The following is a 15865-nucleotide window of genomic DNA, read 5'->3' as shown; positions in this document are numbered from 1 at the left end:
AGCAGCCGCGCGTCGCCCACTTGCCCGACGCGGGAGCGCTACTCGCGGCGAATCGCCCGGAGTTTCATTATCTGATCCTGGCCGAGATCAGTAAGTGCCCAGTATTTGCCCTTGTCGCTCACCGTTCGCTTCTTCACCCCGCGTTCAATCACGCCGAGCGCGAAAAGCTGCACCACGACATCGGCTACAACATCCGTACCCAGAGTGGGAACGGCCGTCTGCTTGCCAAAGTTCGACGGTCGAAGCTCGGCGTTCTTGTCACGCCACATCTGTCGGGCGTATGCCTCAAGTACTTTGCTCATCTCCGGCTCACTCGACTCATGTAGGAGCGTCGGGCCAACAGTCTGGAGGATCTCGTTCCACGTGGTTGGCACGGTGATGGTCCACAGGTACTGGGAGGTGTTCCAGTCTCCATCGCCGTCTTCATCTAGGTCTTCGACCCGGTACCCAGTGACGATGAACTTGAAGGAGTAGACGTCATCGCCTTGCGCAAGGTCATCAGAGGCAATTGCCCGACGCGAGCCCTTCGACTCATTCTCCTGTGTCAGTTCAGCGACCCGTGCGCGTAGCTCAGCAATCTCGGTCTTTGTCTCTGGCGTCATCGCCTGACTCGCGCGGACCCAGCCCTCAGCCGGGTAGTGCTCGCGAGTCTCCATCAATGCAAGCGCGACGTGGCCGGGTAGCTCGGCAGGCGTGTTCCAGTACTTCACAACCCGCGCCGCCTCAACCTTCGCACGGAAGGCGTCCAGCTTCTCGCGCCGCTCCTTGTCGAGTTCGATCTGGTCGCCGGTCAACTTGCCCGGAGTGCCATGAAGGAACGCCATGATCGGTTTCCCGATCGACTCGGCGTAGTCGAACTCCATCTCGGTGTAGCTGAGTTCGGTCGTCGGGTCGAGCGAACCGTACTTGCCACCGATCACGAGGACGTAGTAGTCGCACTCATCAATAACGCGCTGAATGAGCCGCCACTTCTCATCGTTACCCGCGGGGAACAACTCCATGCCCGCGGGAATGCAACCGGCGATCAACAGGGCCTGAATGACCGACTGACGCTCTTCCCGCAGATCAAGATAGGTCGAACTGACGAAGACTTGCTCACGACGATCCCCAGGCATGGTTTGAGGTTACCGAGCCACCAAGGCTTCACAGCAGGAGCCACACCGTAGTAGAGGCCAGCGCGCGGCGCTCCGTGGGGTCTTCCTTGAACTTGTCAGGGTCCGCCGGTATTCGTGGGGGTTCCGGCGCTCCCAGGTCGCCGGAGAGGCGTCCGCGACCGCATGCCACCGAGACACGACGAGGCCCCCGGTCGCCTGAGCGATACCGAGGGCCTCGTGATCAGGTCGGGTCAGACCTGGAGCACGCCCAGCTCGATCATGTGGTCGAGCGAGCGCAGACGCTCCTGAGTACCACGCCGTCCGCCGACGCCGACACGATCGCCGCGTAGCCCTCCGGGTCGGACTGCTGGAGCGCCGAGTGCTGCGCGAGCGTCGGCTCCCCGATCACCGAAGCGGCCATGAACTCGCTCCACGCATCCGCCTGGTCGAGGATCGCCGTCTGCGCGTGCGCGCTCACCGCCGCGTCGTCCCCGACCTCCACCAGGCGCTGGAAGGCCACCTCCTACACCTCGCGGATGATCGAGTCGGCCTCGCTCGACTTCAGCACTTCGGGCCGAGTCGGCAGGCCGTCGAGGATCGCGGCCAGGGTCGCCCGGTCGGCCGTCGTGACCAGCGTGTGCAGCGACTGGCCCGCGTCGAGGCGTTTCTCGATCTTCGCCCAGGCGTGCTGGATCTGCGCGATCTCGTCGGCGGTCTTCGGCGCGAGCCCCGCGATCACCGCGGCGCGCGGGTCGTCGCCCTTGCGCTCGATCTTCGGCGGCACCGCTGCGCCCAGGGCCTTCCGCGCCTCGGCCACGCGGCGGGCACGCTCCCGCGTAATCCCGTTGTTGGTGTAGTCGGGGTGCGTCCACCGCACCGCCGCGTTCACGGCGTCCTGGAACTGCTTGAACGTCTGGACGTTCTTGGCGTTCGTCATCATCTTGTTTCTCGTTTCCCTTGTTGGGCGCGCGGGCCCTTGGTGGGCCGGTCTGACGATTGACAGACCGGGGTCTGAATCGTCAAGCGGCGCGCGGAAGCGCGACCTCAAACGGGAACTTCGGGAGGGTGGGAGGGGCGCTAGACGCAAGCCCACCGAGTAGGGACGAGGGTAGGGATCACCTCGCGCGGCTCGCAGCCCGGCCGCCCGCAGTCCGGTCCCTGAACGAGCATCGCGCGGATGGTGCTACTTCGGGCCTTATCAGCGGAGGAACCCGAGCAATCCGCGTCCGGACCGTCTCTAGCCAGTTGATCGGGATCTGCGATCGGCGACGCCCTTCCCCTCACCCCCGAAGTGGCGGTCAGCTCTATCTCGATCTTCGCGGCGATCCTCATGCACCTCCGCGGCGCCGAATCCCAGAAACGCCCCGCTCGTCGTCGATACACTCCGCTCACGGATTCTGCGTACGTCGTGGGCTGGGTAATCGGGTACGCGATTGGTGTAGGTATCTGGTGCCTTCTGACGTTCTGGGTGGTGCGTGGCGCGATCCTGTCGGCGCTCGCCGAGAACCGTCGGCGCGAGGCCACCGACGCGCGCTTACATCGTGAGTACGAACTGCGCGAACAGATCGGGGCGCGTAGAGCCACGCCCGCCCAACGGGCCCGCCCAGAGCCGAACGGTCACTGGCTCGGGGACCCGCCCGAAGGCGCGTCGCTCTGACCGGACCCGAGTGAATCGCGAAGCTCGCCTCGGCCAGCGTCTACCTATTGGTTCAGCTGCGCTTCGTAGCTGGCCGCTGCACGCATCATGTCGTCTTGAGTGACGAACGACTGGTCCGCGAGGAGGATCGGCCGGTCGTAGTCCACGCCGTCGGTGCATGCGACGTCGTCGTGCCAGTCCTCATTCATCGTGGGATCCCAGTAACAGGACCACGAGCCGGCGACGGGACCAGGATCAACTGGTTCCGGCTCGAGAATCTCGTTGTCGGTGGGGGGCGGGTCAAGCGGCTCCCGATAGCCCCCCATCCCGCTGAAGAGGAAGTTCATCACAAAGATCACACCGCCGAGGACAACGAGGGCGATGATGCCCTGAAAGAAGCCGCCGATCCCGCCGCCCGATCCTTGCCCCATCCCGTCCCTCCAAGTGGCCAACTGCCCCCTGCGAGGCCGCTTGCTCGGATGAGCATATAGCCGAGGTGCCACAAGACAGCGGTCTAGTCATCGCGTGGCCGAAGTCAAGCGGGCCATGACCGGTATATGCGAGTACGAGCCGCGTGCGCAGCGGGGTCGTTGAGCGCGCTGTTCTCGGGTGCGTGGCGGCGATCGGCCACGCCGACCGAAACGACCGGTGGCGGGCCGGCTATCGCGCCCAGACGATGTCGTCGATCTGTTCTCGCGTGTCGGTGATCACGACCCACGCGTCAGTGATGAGGAATCCGTCGGCGTGCGGGGACCCGTCTTCGGGTGCCAGCACCCAGGTCCCCTCCGCGTCGTCTTCAGTCCGATAACCGTTTTGCTCGACGAGCCCGATGAATTCCTCCCGCTCGCCTGAGTTCAGCCCAGCCCATGCGTAGTAGCGCTCGGAGTGCATGCTGTCGGGAGTGCCCCACGGGCACTCCAATGCAGCGGCCGTCGGCGTGAAGCCGAATTGCGTCCACGGCTTTGGTGCCGGCGTCAGCCCTTCGGCGCGCAATTGCTCGTCGACGACCGGGACGAGCATCGTGTCGCAGCTGATGTCGTCGGCGGTCGGGGGTGCGGCGCTCGGCGTCGGACTGACTGACGGGCTCGGCGAAGGTGCTTCCGCTGCGGGAACAGGCGAGGTGACCGCGGGAGTCGGAGGCGGGGCGGGCGAGTCCTCGGTGCAGGCGGTCAAGCCGGCAGCGCCGCAAACCAGTAGGACGGTGGCCGAGAGCCAGCGAAAAGAACTCACTCTGGCAACGTATCGGACGGCTGTTCTTGGCGAGTGCGCCGGTCTGCCCTAATGGGCAGAAAGCTCCCGAATTGGGCGTGTGCCGGAATCGCGCTGGGCATGGCAGCGTGCGTATGCCGGTCCGTCAACGCACGCAGGAGTCCACCCAACTGAGCCTGCGCACCAGCTAGACGCGTTCGTGCTGCATCGTCACGCGTATCGGTTCTTGTCCTACGACGGCGAGGAACGGAGCTGATGCAAGAATCCGGGACTCAAAGTCATCGGCTGCGGAGGGATCGAAGCACCACTCGTGCCCACGATCACGACCCTCAGTCGTCGGTGACGCTACGAACCTGGCGCTGAGCGACAGTTGGAACATCGTTCCATCTCGGCCTGGTCGAGTGAACTGCCGTGTGAGGTCGATCAGGAAGCCGGAGCCCGTGGCATCGTTACTCGGGCCCCACTGCCAAAGCAAGCCGTCACCGTCGTTGCGTGCGACCCAGCGAGGACGCCGCTCTGCGTAGAAGCCGATCATCACGGACACCAGCTCACCCGCATCTCGCGGCAGCCCGACGACTCCCCTTGCCGAGAAGAATTCGGTCAATGCATGCTCTGCGCGGGTCACCGAGAAGCGTCGCGCAGTCAAACTGTCTCCTCCAGCGGTGCCGCAACCTCCAGCGGGCTCTCCCAGCACTCTAACCATGGTCCGATCCGATCGGGCCCTACCCCTCAAGCCACGCCCGTGAGCCGGTCCCCCAGCGTCCGCGAAAGTCGCAGTCGTAGGAGATCTTGTCGGCCACGGACTGCTAGCCGAAGGTTGCACCGAGCTCGCTACAGGCGGATCGGATTGGTGCGTATCTCGTCGCGTCGATAGGGCCGAGTGTCTCCGCCGTGACCTTCACGTCCGACGCCCATGTTTCCATTGCCGTTCCGAGGTCTGTGGGCGTCGCCTCGCCGATCTCCTGCACTGTCCCCAGGAAGTCCTTCGCGGAATCCGGGTTGCCGGCAACGATCGCTTCTGACTGCGCTCTCACCGCGTCACTCAGCCGCATGCATGCGTCCCGGTCGGTGAGCGCTGCGGGGTCGCCGGCGCAACCGAGAAGCGAGAGAACGCTCGCGGCCAGCGCAAGCGTCGAACCGAGGCGGATGAACTTCACGTCAGCATCGTATTCCGCCATCCGGCACACCCTGCGAGCGGTGCGCAGCGCGGTCCTTCGACGCGCGGAAACGGCCCTTAGCGCAGAGTCCGCAGGTACCGCGCCGTCTTTGCTATCGCGACAATGCTGCCCTGCACGCCCCACTTGAAGTACTCGCGGTTGGGCCCGAACCCTTCGTTCCAAAGTCTCACCTGCGCGCCGAACCTCGTTGCAGCGCTGTAGATGTCTTTGATCTGAGCGTCCGTCAGAGGCCCCGTCTGAATGATCCTTCTCAACACGGGGTCAGAGTAGTGCCTGCGAGCCACCGGGCGCGTACCGTAGTCGGTCCATCACCGGGCGTCGCGCGGGAGTGGGCGGCTTTCGTAGTACGGCTCAGTCTCCGGCGCTCCCAGGTAGGACGTCATCCGCTCGGACTGACGCTGAGTCCAGTCGAGGGTCGTCGCGCAGCTGCCGGAAGACCGGCAGCTCGGCGGCGATGATGAGCGAATCCGGATACAGCCGGCCGCCCCATGCCAACCGATTCTCGACGTCCCAGGCGAACTCGGGCACCCGGCGCCCGGCTTCCACGTCAACTGGCATCAGATCGGCTGCGAAGTAGTCCTCACCGTGCACGCGCATGGGCGAATCGGTGGGCACTTCGCCGTATCCCACCCAGCGGAGGCATCGAAGCGTCAAGTCGCCGATGACATCGCGCAACGCTTCAGCGGTCGAGCTGTCGAGCACGCCCATGCACGAGACCAGTTCCCGGACCTCAGGCTGGGTCGCGGTAAGGTGCTGCGTCGCTTCGAACCAGTTCACCGATGCCGGATGCTCGTCGACGTCGACGTACTGAGACCAACGCACGTGGTTGCCGGCGCGGTTGATGAACGGCAGATAGACGCGGAGCATCGGCAGATCCCGGTGAGACGCCGGGATGAAGTCGCGGGCGGGCGTGTGCCATCCCGACTGCTCCAACTCAACTGTCGTCTGCGCCATGCGTTGACCGTAGCGGAGGTCGCCGATTTCGCGTGCTCTCACCTGGCGGCGAGTACCGAGATGAGAACATGCTCCCACCGGACCGTAAGCCGGTCCCTGAGCGCGCGGGCGACTCGACCTGAGGGATTCGGATGCTGCCAGCGCGTGTCTATTACTCGCCCACAGCTTCGACGCCGACAAATAGCGCCGTCGCCCTTACACGTACAAGGTGAGGTTCGCGCTTGGCCTCAGTATCCATCGGATTCCCCTTCCGGATAGACCATCACGCCCACTTCCTGAAGCGTCTTGCTCAAACGCGCGCGCTCATCGCCCGTGTCATAGGCGTCGGTGAATACCACGTTGGGTGCGTCGGCGGATGTGAGGTTGTTCCCGGCTGCGCGGAGGGCGACGACGGCGCTGTCGGGGAGCAAGTACGCCTCCACCGACTCGGTTGGGGTTGTCATCCGCAGTGCGGCGCCGCGCGCATTGAACGAGTCCGCGCTCTGACACGCTGACCCTACTGCCCAGTCATCCACCGATACGTCGATGCTGCTGATCACGCACAGCTCGCCCGAGGCGCTGAACGCGGTGAATATCACTGCATGCCCGCTGGTGCCAACCAGTCGCAGCGTTCCTGGGTCAATCTCGTCCTCGAGATTGGCGAAGTCGAAGTCATCGGGCAAAGCGCTGGCCGGTGAGACGGTGTTGGCGTCGCTAAGCAGGGCGAGGTCGTAGCTGTCCGCCGAGTTGTCGGATCCCGGTGATGCACCGGCGAGCGCGGACGTTCCCACGATGGCTCCGGCGATCCCGGCGACCCAATAGAGTCGCGTACTCCTCTTCATGGCAGATCCCCCCTCAGAGAGGAACTCTTGCGATTACTGATGCGATCGGGCCCCTTCCCAGGTGATAGCAGTCACAGGTCCCCGCAGCAAGACCCGCGTTGACTGATCGGGAAGTTCGGGTGCTTGTCGTCGTTGCCTCCTGTAGGAATCTCCGGCTCGGGCCCCGGCCGCCATCACTCACATCGCGCGCACTCCTGACGGCATCGCGTCTCCGCCGACGGGTTCGATCGGCCCGCGCGACGGTCCTTGTCCGCGCACAGAGGTGGGAGCTTGCCGTCGCGGACTCGGTGTCCGTGAACTTGCCTCGGCTGAATGTCACTAGGACGCGTGGAGAAGCGAGACCAGCTCGTCGAAACGGTGCGCGCGAAGGTCGTTGCGTCTGATCCAGATTTCGAGCCGGCCGGGATCTCCGAACACGTTATCGAGCGAGAGTTCCGACGACACGTCGAACAGGAGCACGTGCCGGTCGTCGTCGCCGCGCAGTGGGAGCCGTTCGTGGAGCAGTGCGACGTGCTCTGGACGGGGCTGGTGGTGATGGTGTCCGACCCCGAGCACCCGCGTGATCGACTCTGCGACAGCGGTCAGCGGGTTGTGCAGCTCGTCCCACGAGAAGGAGGCTGACGGCTCGTCTCCCCGTACTCCGCGGTCAACCGCGCGTTGCAGCGCTTCGATCCGTTCCATCTGCTCGACGGTTGCCGTCGGTGTGGGTGCGAACGAGGGCGAAACGGTCGGGCGTGCGTCGAAGACGGGGAACATTACACAGTCCTCTGAGAGGCCGGAACGTTGCCGGCTCTTGAGCTGTTGCTCGGTGAAGTACCTCACCACGGCACCACCGTTGGGGGCATCCGGGTCGAGCTCAGAATCGCCGGTGGTGCTGTGGAACAACTGCAGCAGGCCGCCTCGCGGGAGGTCGATGCCGTGAGGAACGCGCCGTGCGGCGGGTGGGAGCCTTCGTCACGCAGCTGTTCGCCCAGGTCGAGCTGGCACAGGAACGGGGTCATCGGATGCGGGAACCCGGGGATGGCGGTCGGTGCGCCGCCGATGCGCGTCAGGTAGCGGTGCATGTCCGGGTCGGGAGTGTCGGAATCATAGGGATCCGCGCGTCCCCACCGAAGTCTCTCGACCAGGTAGATGGCGTAGTTCCAGCGCACCGCCTCAGGGGAAAGCGCGACGCGATTGTCCGCGAGGATCTGACTGACATGCTCGAAGTCGTAGAGCGGCGGTGAGGTGACTTCCCACAGAAGCTGCAGCGCGGCCGGATCGGACGTCAGGGAGCCCAGCTCTCGGGCCCGGGCGAGCAGGGCAGGTTCTGCGACCACCTCCTCCCGCGCGCGGGTGAAGGCATCGAACGCACGATTCCACCGCGCCGACCCGACGGCAAGCGGCGACCCAAGGGTCTCTCGAGCGTCGAACGCCCTCACGAGCCTCTGCCACCGGACGTCATCGATAAGGTCGAGCACCACTTGACTTCACTCCCTTCGACGGGGTCAGAGTTGGGACACCACAAGCGTGGAGCATCTTGATTCCAAAGTCATGCTGTCCTGGTACATCGTGCTCTTGAGCCGGTCCTCTCGCGCATACCCGCCGACGGGTAGCTTGTACTCGCTGCTAAGCCGTGAGGGCTACTGATATCGCCCAGACGCCGGGCATCTCGACGACTGAGGAGGCGAGTTGTCCGATCATCGGTGCTGGTCGGGAAGGTTCGCATAGAGGTCGAACCACTTCCGATCACCAATCGCTGATTCGCGGCCGCCCCATACTTCTCCGCTCCCGCCGCGATCCGCGACCCGCACTTGAGTGCAACCCTCTAGGGCTGCGGCGAGCTCAGTAGAACGCACGAAGTAGGACGGGCCAATGCTCTCTTCCGGGTTGAGATCCGAGTCCTCACGCCACGCGGAGGGGTGGAAACTATTCGACCCGCGGAGCGTGAGTGAGTCTCCAGAGCGAGTGAGTGAGCTGACCTGACGGATTTCCTGCCTGTCGCTATTGACCGACACGGGCATGTCTCCTGCATCCAGGAGCTGGGCATGCAGCCTGGACACGACTTCATGCCGGAGCATTAGCCATCGCGCATCGACGAAGTTGCTGACCGCATCAATACCGTCGTAGGTCGTCACCTTGAGTTCGATATCAGGTGGTAGCAAGCCTCTTAGGCGCTCGACGACCGGGGCCGGATGTGGGTCGCAAACGGTGACTCTCAGGGCCCGCTTGTGTCGAAGCGATTCCCGTAGGAGGCCAAGAGTCGTCAAGTCGGTTACGGGCATGGAATAGCCCATGATCACCAGTTCATCGCTGGCTGTGAGAGCACCGCTAGCCGCCTGCCATAGATGCGTGGTCAGGGGTCCCCCGTAGAAGACGGACTTTGTCGCCACCGGTGGAACGATGTACGGTTCACGACCTGGTAACCAACGAGCCGGGTCAAAACTCCGCTCGCCCTCGACTGCGCCGTCGAAGAGTGGAACGCGTTCCAGGGTTGCCCCGCTGGAGTCTTCGGGCACCCAGTACCAGTTGACTGAACCGTGCAGTTTCAACAACTGGAAAGACGACCAGGCAATGTTGCGACTGTCTTCGCCGATGGACTTGTCGTTGCCGCCCGGCGCGAAGTTGATCACTGTCGGCCACGGCAGGACCAACCGCTCGTCCGGATCGTAGAGGCATCCTCTTCTGGCAGCGATCTCGGCTAGCGTGTCGTAGTTGAAGGTTGCGACCGAAGCTTTTGTGGCGTGCCAGATCTGGACCAGACGCTCGAGCCAAACCGGTAGATCACCGCGCGTAGCCATGACCACCTCGTCTTGGAGTACTCGGCCGACTTGCCGAACGGCCCGCGAGTAGAGGCCGAGCGATTCGTGATTCTCAGCGCGGCTTCGATACGGCTCTGCAGTCGCGACTAGCGACATCCAAGTCTCGAAGTCCTCGATCTCATGGCTGGCGACACGCTCACGGAGTACAGGATCCCCATCGTGGACTCGACGGCCGAGCTCATTGAGCAGTGGCATGGATCCGGAGATGGCCCGCGAAAAGCCAGCACCCAGCAAGTAAGTGGTTGCAGACCGTGCCGACCCCCGAGCGAAGCCAACGGTGGTTGCACTCGCGCGTGTTTTCATGAGGTGAGACTAGGGCTTCTCGCCGTTCGGATGGCTTCGTGTACCTGGCACGCCTGAGCAAAGCGTTCGTTGAGCGAGCGATTGCCGGTCCTCGTGCGGGCGCCGGCTCGATAAGGGACTGCCCCCCGGCCATCAGATCGCGTCACCGGCTCACGGTCCCGCTGCCTTGGCTTCGTCTGTGGGGGGTTAGGGCATCCTCGTTTCCGCGCGCCGGCACGATGAGGGAGGTCAGTCGTGCTTCGCCGTACCGGGTGACACTTACGAGGCGACGGTGAAGCCACAACCGGAGTCCGCAGCTGGAGCCGACCTCAAGCGTGTTGCAGGACGCACACTATGCCCGGCTGCGAATCGCACCCGGGACAAGGCTCTGGATAGGAATGGACTCGGGCGGATTCACGATTCAAGTAGCTACTTACCTCTCGTCTTGCGGCGCCTCTATCACGCCATCCTTGCCTTCGAGGAGCTCAAACATCTGCTTGGGGTCGCTCAGAATCTCCTCACTCAACCGGTTTGACGCGACCTGCTTCGATCCAAGGACGCGCGCGCGGCCATGCGTTTCACCGTTGTCGTCCGTCCATTGCACATACTGCAATGGACCGGAGTCGAACGAGAAAGACTTCATGTGCTTCGTCTTTTCCGCAAGGTCGGCCGCTGACTTGGCGTGCATGGCAGTGTTCTCGGCTTGCGGACGTTCTGCCGCCCATGCTTCACCGGCGCCAAGGAGTTGGGTCGCCAGCAGCCTCACTTTCCGCTTGTCTGCAATCCGCTTTGCCCATTGCTGGAACTTGACGAGAACGGATCCGGGCCTCACATCGATCCACTCGAGACGCTCGGTGCCGGCGTCTCGAAGGAAACGCTCGAATGCGATCAGAGCATCAACGGCCATGAACGCGTCCTCGGTATCAAGATAGATACTCCCCTGAAACCCGACTATCTGGGGCGCGCGTTGAGATCCGACCGGCATAGCCACCGGCACCATTCGCCCGGTAGTTCTGTCGCGGATAGCTCCCTTCGCCTCCGAGTCACCCTTCATCGGAATCGCGATCGACTTGCCGTGGCGAGTGATGATCTTGTAGCTTTGCCCGCCCTTCACGACGACCCGTGGTCGGTTGGAATTAGCCTTGGCCATGAGACGAATCTAGTGGCGTGCATTCCGGACAACCGCAGTTTCGACCTTGCAGACGCCCCCTGACCCTTGGCGAATCGAACCCCCGAGTGCTGCGACGGCTCCGTGCGGGCTACACCGACTTTCGCTGGTGCCTTCCCCCTGAGCCATGGCGACCCGGCAGCGCGAGCTGATCCCAGCGCGCGCTGCTAGACGGCGGACGCGAGGCCTGGCATTGCCGCAAGAACGACGCCGTCATCGGCGAGCCGCGGCGCGAATACCGGTCCCCATACGGGCGTTGGTTGCGACTCAGCTACGGCGTGTGAGGTCGGCAGCGTATGCGGCGAGGGCGCGGTTGTACCGGGGTAGGTGGGGTGCGAGCGCGGCGAGGGCAGTCTGTAAGGCTTCATCGGCGCGGCCGGCGCTGTGAAGCGCGAGGGCGAGGAATGCGGCGGGAGCGTCGCCCAACTCCGGTGCGTCGAGCTCCTCGAGGAGACGGATGGACTCATCGTGATCACCGAGGTTGCGGAGGGTGCTGGCCAACTGGAGCGTGACCTGGTGCTCGTCAACGGGATCGAGGCCCGCAGCGAGTGCGTCACGGTAAGGATTAACGGCTTCTTCCTCGAGGCCGAGCGCGTCGTGGACGCCACCCCATTCTGCGAGTGCAGCCGCGTCTCCGGCAGGGCGCTCGTCGACGAGGGCGCGCATGTCCGCGAGCATCCGGGGACAGTCGGTCTCGTCGAATGTCGTCCAGAAGGCGTCGATGCGGGCAGTCCAGTCTGAATCATCGCTCACCTGTCAACGCTATCTACATGCGCCGCCAGTCGATGACGGATCGGGCGCCGATGGTGGTCTCGCGGCGTACGCCGCGCGGTCGGGTGGGAGCTGGCGACCGGTGGGGCCTCAGGGCGTGACGATAGCGAAGTCGGGGTCGAAGTCGTCCAGGAGCGCGCCGAGGCGATCCAGCGCGGTCGCGTCGCCGTCGAGGACGACGCGACCGGCTGCTGCGAGCTGGGTTGCGGCGGCTGGCTTGAGCAGTACGCCGACGAGGTCGCCTTTGGTTCCGGTGACGGCGAGTTCGGCCTTCGCTGACACGCCTGCGCGGGCGTTGAGCACTCCGTTGCGCACCCACATGTTCCATGTTTCGCCGGCGTCGGTGAAGGTGAAGTCGATGCGTACGTCCGCATCGGCGGCCCTGTCTCCGTTGATGTGCACGGCGGCGAAGTCGAAGAGGATGTCGAGCGGCATGGCCAGGATGGTGTCGGGGCTTGCGGTGGCGAACCGGGCCGGGACGATCCCGTCGCGCAACTCCTTCGCGGCGGTGAGGTAGATGCCGCGCCACTGCGGCCCCTCAGCCTGGTAGCCGAGCTGTTCGTAGGCGTCGGCTTGCAATTCACGTCCTTCGGTGTCGTCGGGGTCGGCGAACACGAGGTTGTGGAGGATCTGCGCTGCCCACCGGTAGTCGGCGGCGGCGATGGCACGGTTGCCCTCGGCGATGATCGCGTCGCGCCCGACCATCGCGACCAGCCGTTTGGCGGACGCCTCCGGGGTGTGGGGGTGCAAAGACACGGGGTCGCCGTCCCACATCCCCAGTTCCTTCGTGAACACCGCACGGACATCGTGGTGCAAGGTGCCGTGGTAGCCGCGGTTGAACCAACGCCGACCGAGCGCCTCGGGGAGCTCTACGACCTCAGCTGCCTCCAACGGCGTGTAGCCCTGGTTGGCGAGGCGCAGTGCCTGGTCGTGGATGTACTTGTAGGTGTCGCGCTGCGATTCGAGGAACTCGACTACCTCGGCGTTGCCCCACACCGGCCAGGTGTGCGGGCCGTAATGCACCTCGACCTCGTCGCCCCACCGGACGAGAGTCTCATCGAGGTACCGGGCGAAGTTGCGGGCGTCGCGAGTGCGGGCTCCGCGGAGGGTCTGGATGTTGTGCAGCGAGTGGTTCGCGTTCTCGGCGCAGGTGAGCGCTTTCAGTTCGGGAATCCAGATGTGCATCTCCTCGGGCGCCTCGGTATCCGGGGCATAGAGGAACTCGAAGGTGAGGCCGCCGAGGGTGCGGGTCTCGCCGGTGCGGGTGATCGGGTCCGTGGGTGACAGGTACGAGACGGTGATGTTGTGCCCGCCGATGGATGCGATGCCGTTGGTGATCATGGCGAGGGGGCCGCTGTCGATCAGGTTCCCGAATGCGTACGACGCACGCCGGCTCATCGCGTTGCCCGCGATCACGTTCTCGCCGATGGCGTACTTGTCGAACGACGCGATGGTGCCCGGGGCGATGATCGGGACCTTCCCGGCGGCGACGTCCGCCTCGTCGACGACGCCCTTCACACCGCCGTAGTGATCGATGTGGGTGTGGGTGTAGATCACCGCGATCACCGGCTTGTCGGCCACGTGCTGGCGGTACAGGGCAAGCCCGGCCGCGGCAGGCTCGATGCCGGTCGTGCAGTCGATAATGATCAGGCCCTCGTCGCCTTCGACGATGGTGAGGTTGCCGATGTCGTGGTTGCGGACTTGGTGGATGCGGTCGGTCACCTCGTAGAGACCGGGCTGGTAGATCAGCTGCGACTGCCGCCACAGGCTCGGATTGACGCTCTCGGGGGCGGGTCCGTCGCCCTCGAGAAAGCCGAATCGGGCGACGTCGAACGCGATCGACCCGTTCTCGGCGACGACCTTGCCGTTCGGCAGCGGCGCAATCAGTCCCCTCCTGGCCGTGGTGAAATCCGCGACGTCGTCCATCGCGTAACGCTCGCGGGCCTTCGCATTCAGGTCGGTGGTCGCGGCTGTAGCGGGCTTGGGATCGATCGCCATCAGAACCTCTCAGAATATTCATGGTCACCAACAGCTCGCTGGCCGCCGCTTGCATCTTGACTGGCGGCCTTAGTGTGTCGCAATAGGTTTCTGGTGAATTGAATCGACGCGTGCTTGTTGTGGCGATCACGGAGTCGGCGCCGCTAGCGTTGGGGGCTCGGTGTACCAGGGGAAGCGCCGACGGTGAAGGAGTGGGTGTGCAGAAACCTCTCGCGGGACTGCATCGACGCAACCTCGCGCGCGAGCTTCTCGCGGGCGTGACACTTATTGCGATAGCGATCCCTTTGAACATCGGGTACGCGCAGATCGCGGGTCTCCCGGCGACGGCCGGCTTATACGCTCTGGTCGTCCCGACGATCCTGTATGCGTTGGTGGTTTCCTCGCGGCAGGTCGTTGGGTCCCCGGATGCCGCCGCCGCCGCGCTGGTCGCGTCATCGGTCGGGGGACTCGCGGTCGCTGGTTCCGCGAACTACGCCACATTGGCGATGGCCCAGGCGGTGATCTGCGGCGTCCTGTTCGCCGCGCTCGCCGTGTTCAAGCTCGGCTTCCTCGCGAACTTCCTCTCCAAGCCGATCCTCGTCGGGTTTGTCGGCGGGCTCGCACTGGGCATCCTCGTGTCGCAGTTGGCGAAAATGCTTGGCGTCCACATCGACAGCGGCGCCGAGTTCATCGAGAAGACCGGACAACTGGTCGCAGGGCTGGGAACCGTCAACGGCTGGTCGGTGGCGATCGCGGCAGCATCCGTCGCCGTCCTCCTCATCGGTCGGCGTCTGCTGCCCGCGGTGCCATGGGCCCTCATCGTGCTCGTGATCGCCACCGTCGTCGTAGTGTCCACCCGGGCGGATCAGGCTGGGGTCAATGTACTCGGGGAGGTGCCGGCCGGTCCGCCGACGCTCACCTGGCCCGTGATCTCATGGGCGGAGTGGCTGGCGCTGGTCCCGTCGGCGATCGCGATCACCATGGTCACCGTCGCCGAAGGGCTTCTCGTCGCCCGCTCGTACGCCGACAAACGGCACTATCCGACCAGCCCGAACCGGGATTTGCTGGCCTTCGGGGTCGCGAACATCGCGGCCGGGGCATCGGCGAGCTTCTCGGTAGGCTCGTCCACCAGCCGCACGGCCGCGATGGACCAGGCTGGATCCCGCACGCAACTACCATCCCTCATCCTCGCCGGCGGCACTCTGCTGCTGCTGCTCTTCGGCACCGCCCTGCTGGCCGACATCCCCTCTCCGGCCATCGGCGCCATCGTCGCCGTCGCCATCCTGCCCCTGCTCGGCATCCGCGACTTCGTCGCCCTCTGGCGGCTCGATCGATTCGAGTTCTGGATCGCCGCGGTGTGCTTCCTCGTGACCCTGCTGATCGGCTCAATCCCCGGAATCCTGGTCGCGTTCGTGCTCGCGCTCGTCAATCTTGCCAAACGCGCCGCCAACCCCGCCATCGACGTTCTGGCACGAAACGACAACCCGGCCGATTCGCTCCTCGACGAGGCCCCCGCGGGCGCGGTGACCGCGCCCGGCATCATCGTGGTCCGCATGGCCGCACCGCTGTTCTTCGCCAACGGCACGATCTTCACCGAGTCAGTGAAAAAGGCGGTCACGTCCGTCGGTCAGCCCGCAGTCCGGCATGTCGTCATCGACATGGAGGCGGTGACTGACGTGGACGTCACCGCCGCAGAGGCCTTCGACGGGCTCCGCGACTGGCTGGATCAGCACCACATCCGTCTGTCGTTCAGCCGGGTACGATCCGGCGCGCTGCCCCGGCTACGACACTTCGGCATCATCCGGGATGCCCCCGTATATCCCACCAACCGCGATGCAATCGCGGCGCTCACCCCGCGAGAGCGCTGGACTGACAAACTCCGCCACCGGTTCGGACTCGCTACGCACCTCGACGATCCACCTCACTCGAAACGCCACGCGCAGTCTGACAACATCACCAACCGCAGCGTCTGAG

Annotated in this window: 16 protein-coding genes; 2 read left to right on the top strand and 14 right to left on the bottom strand. The window is 64.7% G+C overall.

Going from position 1 to position 15865, the window contains the following annotated elements:
• Positions 1-38: 38 nt before the first annotated feature.
• From OB08_RS10520 to OB08_RS10510, 3 genes are all read right to left on the bottom strand, one after another.
• Positions 39-1115 (bottom strand): DUF4062 domain-containing protein, encoded by a 1077-nt coding sequence (locus OB08_RS10520; RefSeq protein ID WP_461474469.1) that lies wholly within the window; start codon positions 1113-1115, stop codon positions 39-41.
• 256 nt (positions 1116-1371) lie between these two features.
• Complete coding sequence (locus tag OB08_RS10515) at positions 1372-1614, bottom strand: hypothetical protein (protein ID WP_461474467.1); 243 nt, start codon at positions 1612-1614, stop codon at positions 1372-1374.
• A 3-nt stretch (positions 1615-1617) separates the two neighbouring features.
• Entirely contained in the window at positions 1618-2031 is a 414-nt protein-coding gene (locus OB08_RS10510; protein ID WP_461474465.1) for a hypothetical protein, read from the bottom strand.
• Positions 2032-2385: 354 nt separating this feature from the next.
• On the opposite strand from OB08_RS10510, the gene OB08_RS10505 reads away from it, so the two are divergent.
• Complete coding sequence (locus OB08_RS10505; RefSeq protein WP_461474463.1) at positions 2386-2751, top strand: hypothetical protein; 366 nt, start codon at positions 2386-2388, stop codon at positions 2749-2751.
• Between the two features lie 44 nt (positions 2752-2795).
• Here OB08_RS10505 and OB08_RS10500 read toward each other — a convergent pair whose 3' ends face one another.
• The 11 genes from OB08_RS10500 to OB08_RS10450 form a co-directional block, all read right to left on the bottom strand.
• Positions 2796-3161, bottom strand: a complete 366-nt coding sequence (locus OB08_RS10500; RefSeq protein ID WP_461474461.1) for a hypothetical protein — start codon at positions 3159-3161, stop codon at positions 2796-2798.
• A 229-nt stretch (positions 3162-3390) separates the two neighbouring features.
• Complete coding sequence (locus tag OB08_RS10495) at positions 3391-3750, bottom strand: hypothetical protein (RefSeq protein ID WP_461474459.1); 360 nt, start codon at positions 3748-3750, stop codon at positions 3391-3393.
• Between the two features lie 995 nt (positions 3751-4745).
• On the bottom strand, positions 4746-5096 hold the full coding sequence (locus tag OB08_RS10490) for a hypothetical protein (RefSeq protein WP_461474458.1): 351 nt from the start codon (positions 5094-5096) through the stop codon (positions 4746-4748).
• Between the two features lie 372 nt (positions 5097-5468).
• The gene (locus OB08_RS10485; protein WP_461474456.1) at positions 5469-6071 is read right to left on the bottom strand and encodes a hypothetical protein; all 603 of its coding nucleotides are present in this window, start codon (positions 6069-6071) and stop codon (positions 5469-5471) included.
• A 227-nt stretch (positions 6072-6298) separates the two neighbouring features.
• Positions 6299-6892: a hypothetical protein gene (locus OB08_RS10480; RefSeq protein ID WP_461474455.1), complete on the bottom strand. Its 594-nt coding sequence runs from the start codon at positions 6890-6892 to the stop codon at positions 6299-6301.
• A gap of 318 nt (positions 6893-7210) precedes the next feature.
• On the bottom strand, positions 7211-7777 hold the full coding sequence (locus OB08_RS10475; protein ID WP_461474453.1) for a DUF1963 domain-containing protein: 567 nt from the start codon (positions 7775-7777) through the stop codon (positions 7211-7213).
• Positions 7711-8355 carry a hypothetical protein gene (locus OB08_RS10470; RefSeq protein WP_461474451.1) on the bottom strand — a complete coding sequence of 215 codons (645 nt, stop codon included), beginning with the start codon at positions 8353-8355 and terminating at the stop codon, positions 7711-7713. The genes OB08_RS10475 and OB08_RS10470 overlap by 67 nt, the downstream gene beginning before the upstream one ends.
• A gap of 216 nt (positions 8356-8571) precedes the next feature.
• Complete coding sequence (locus OB08_RS10465) at positions 8572-9672, bottom strand: hypothetical protein (RefSeq protein ID WP_461474449.1); 1101 nt, start codon at positions 9670-9672, stop codon at positions 8572-8574.
• 736 nt (positions 9673-10408) lie between these two features.
• Positions 10409-11125 (bottom strand): hypothetical protein, encoded by a 717-nt coding sequence (locus OB08_RS10460; RefSeq protein ID WP_461474447.1) that lies wholly within the window; start codon positions 11123-11125, stop codon positions 10409-10411.
• A gap of 285 nt (positions 11126-11410) precedes the next feature.
• Positions 11411-11896: a tetratricopeptide repeat protein gene (locus tag OB08_RS10455; protein ID WP_461474445.1), complete on the bottom strand. Its 486-nt coding sequence runs from the start codon at positions 11894-11896 to the stop codon at positions 11411-11413.
• A 108-nt stretch (positions 11897-12004) separates the two neighbouring features.
• Complete coding sequence (locus OB08_RS10450; protein ID WP_461474443.1) at positions 12005-13912, bottom strand: alkyl/aryl-sulfatase; 1908 nt, start codon at positions 13910-13912, stop codon at positions 12005-12007.
• A gap of 110 nt (positions 13913-14022) precedes the next feature.
• Between OB08_RS10450 and OB08_RS10445 the strand changes: the two genes are divergently transcribed.
• Positions 14023-15864, top strand: a complete 1842-nt coding sequence (locus tag OB08_RS10445) for a SulP family inorganic anion transporter (protein WP_461474441.1) — start codon at positions 14023-14025, stop codon at positions 15862-15864.
• The last annotated feature ends 1 nt before the right edge of the window (position 15865 follow it).

This window comes from Microbacterium sp. HJ5, from assembly GCF_054824025.1.
The sequence above is the reverse complement of the archived record's forward strand: the minus strand, read 5'-3'. Positions and strand labels throughout refer to the sequence as shown.

Coding starts and splice junctions, on each gene's coding strand:
- OB08_RS10520 (WP_461474469.1), bottom strand. CDS start 1,115: ATGCCTGGGGATCGTCGTGAGCAAGTCTTCGTCAGTTCGACCTATCTT.
- OB08_RS10510 (WP_461474465.1), bottom strand. CDS start 2,031: ATGACGAACGCCAAGAACGTCCAGACGTTCAAGCAGTTCCAGGACGCC.
- OB08_RS10500 (WP_461474461.1), bottom strand. CDS start 3,161: ATGGGGCAAGGATCGGGCGGCGGGATCGGCGGCTTCTTTCAGGGCATC.
- OB08_RS10495 (WP_461474459.1), bottom strand. CDS start 3,750: ATGCTCGTCCCGGTCGTCGACGAGCAATTGCGCGCCGAAGGGCTGACG.
- OB08_RS10485 (WP_461474456.1), bottom strand. CDS start 6,071: ATGGCGCAGACGACAGTTGAGTTGGAGCAGTCGGGATGGCACACGCCC.
- OB08_RS10480 (WP_461474455.1), bottom strand. CDS start 6,892: ATGAAGAGGAGTACGCGACTCTATTGGGTCGCCGGGATCGCCGGAGCC.
- OB08_RS10465 (WP_461474449.1), bottom strand. CDS start 9,672: ATGGCTACGCGCGGTGATCTACCGGTTTGGCTCGAGCGTCTGGTCCAG.
- OB08_RS10460 (WP_461474447.1), bottom strand. CDS start 11,125: ATGGCCAAGGCTAATTCCAACCGACCACGGGTCGTCGTGAAGGGCGGG.
- OB08_RS10450 (WP_461474443.1), bottom strand. CDS start 13,912: ATGGCGATCGATCCCAAGCCCGCTACAGCCGCGACCACCGACCTGAAT.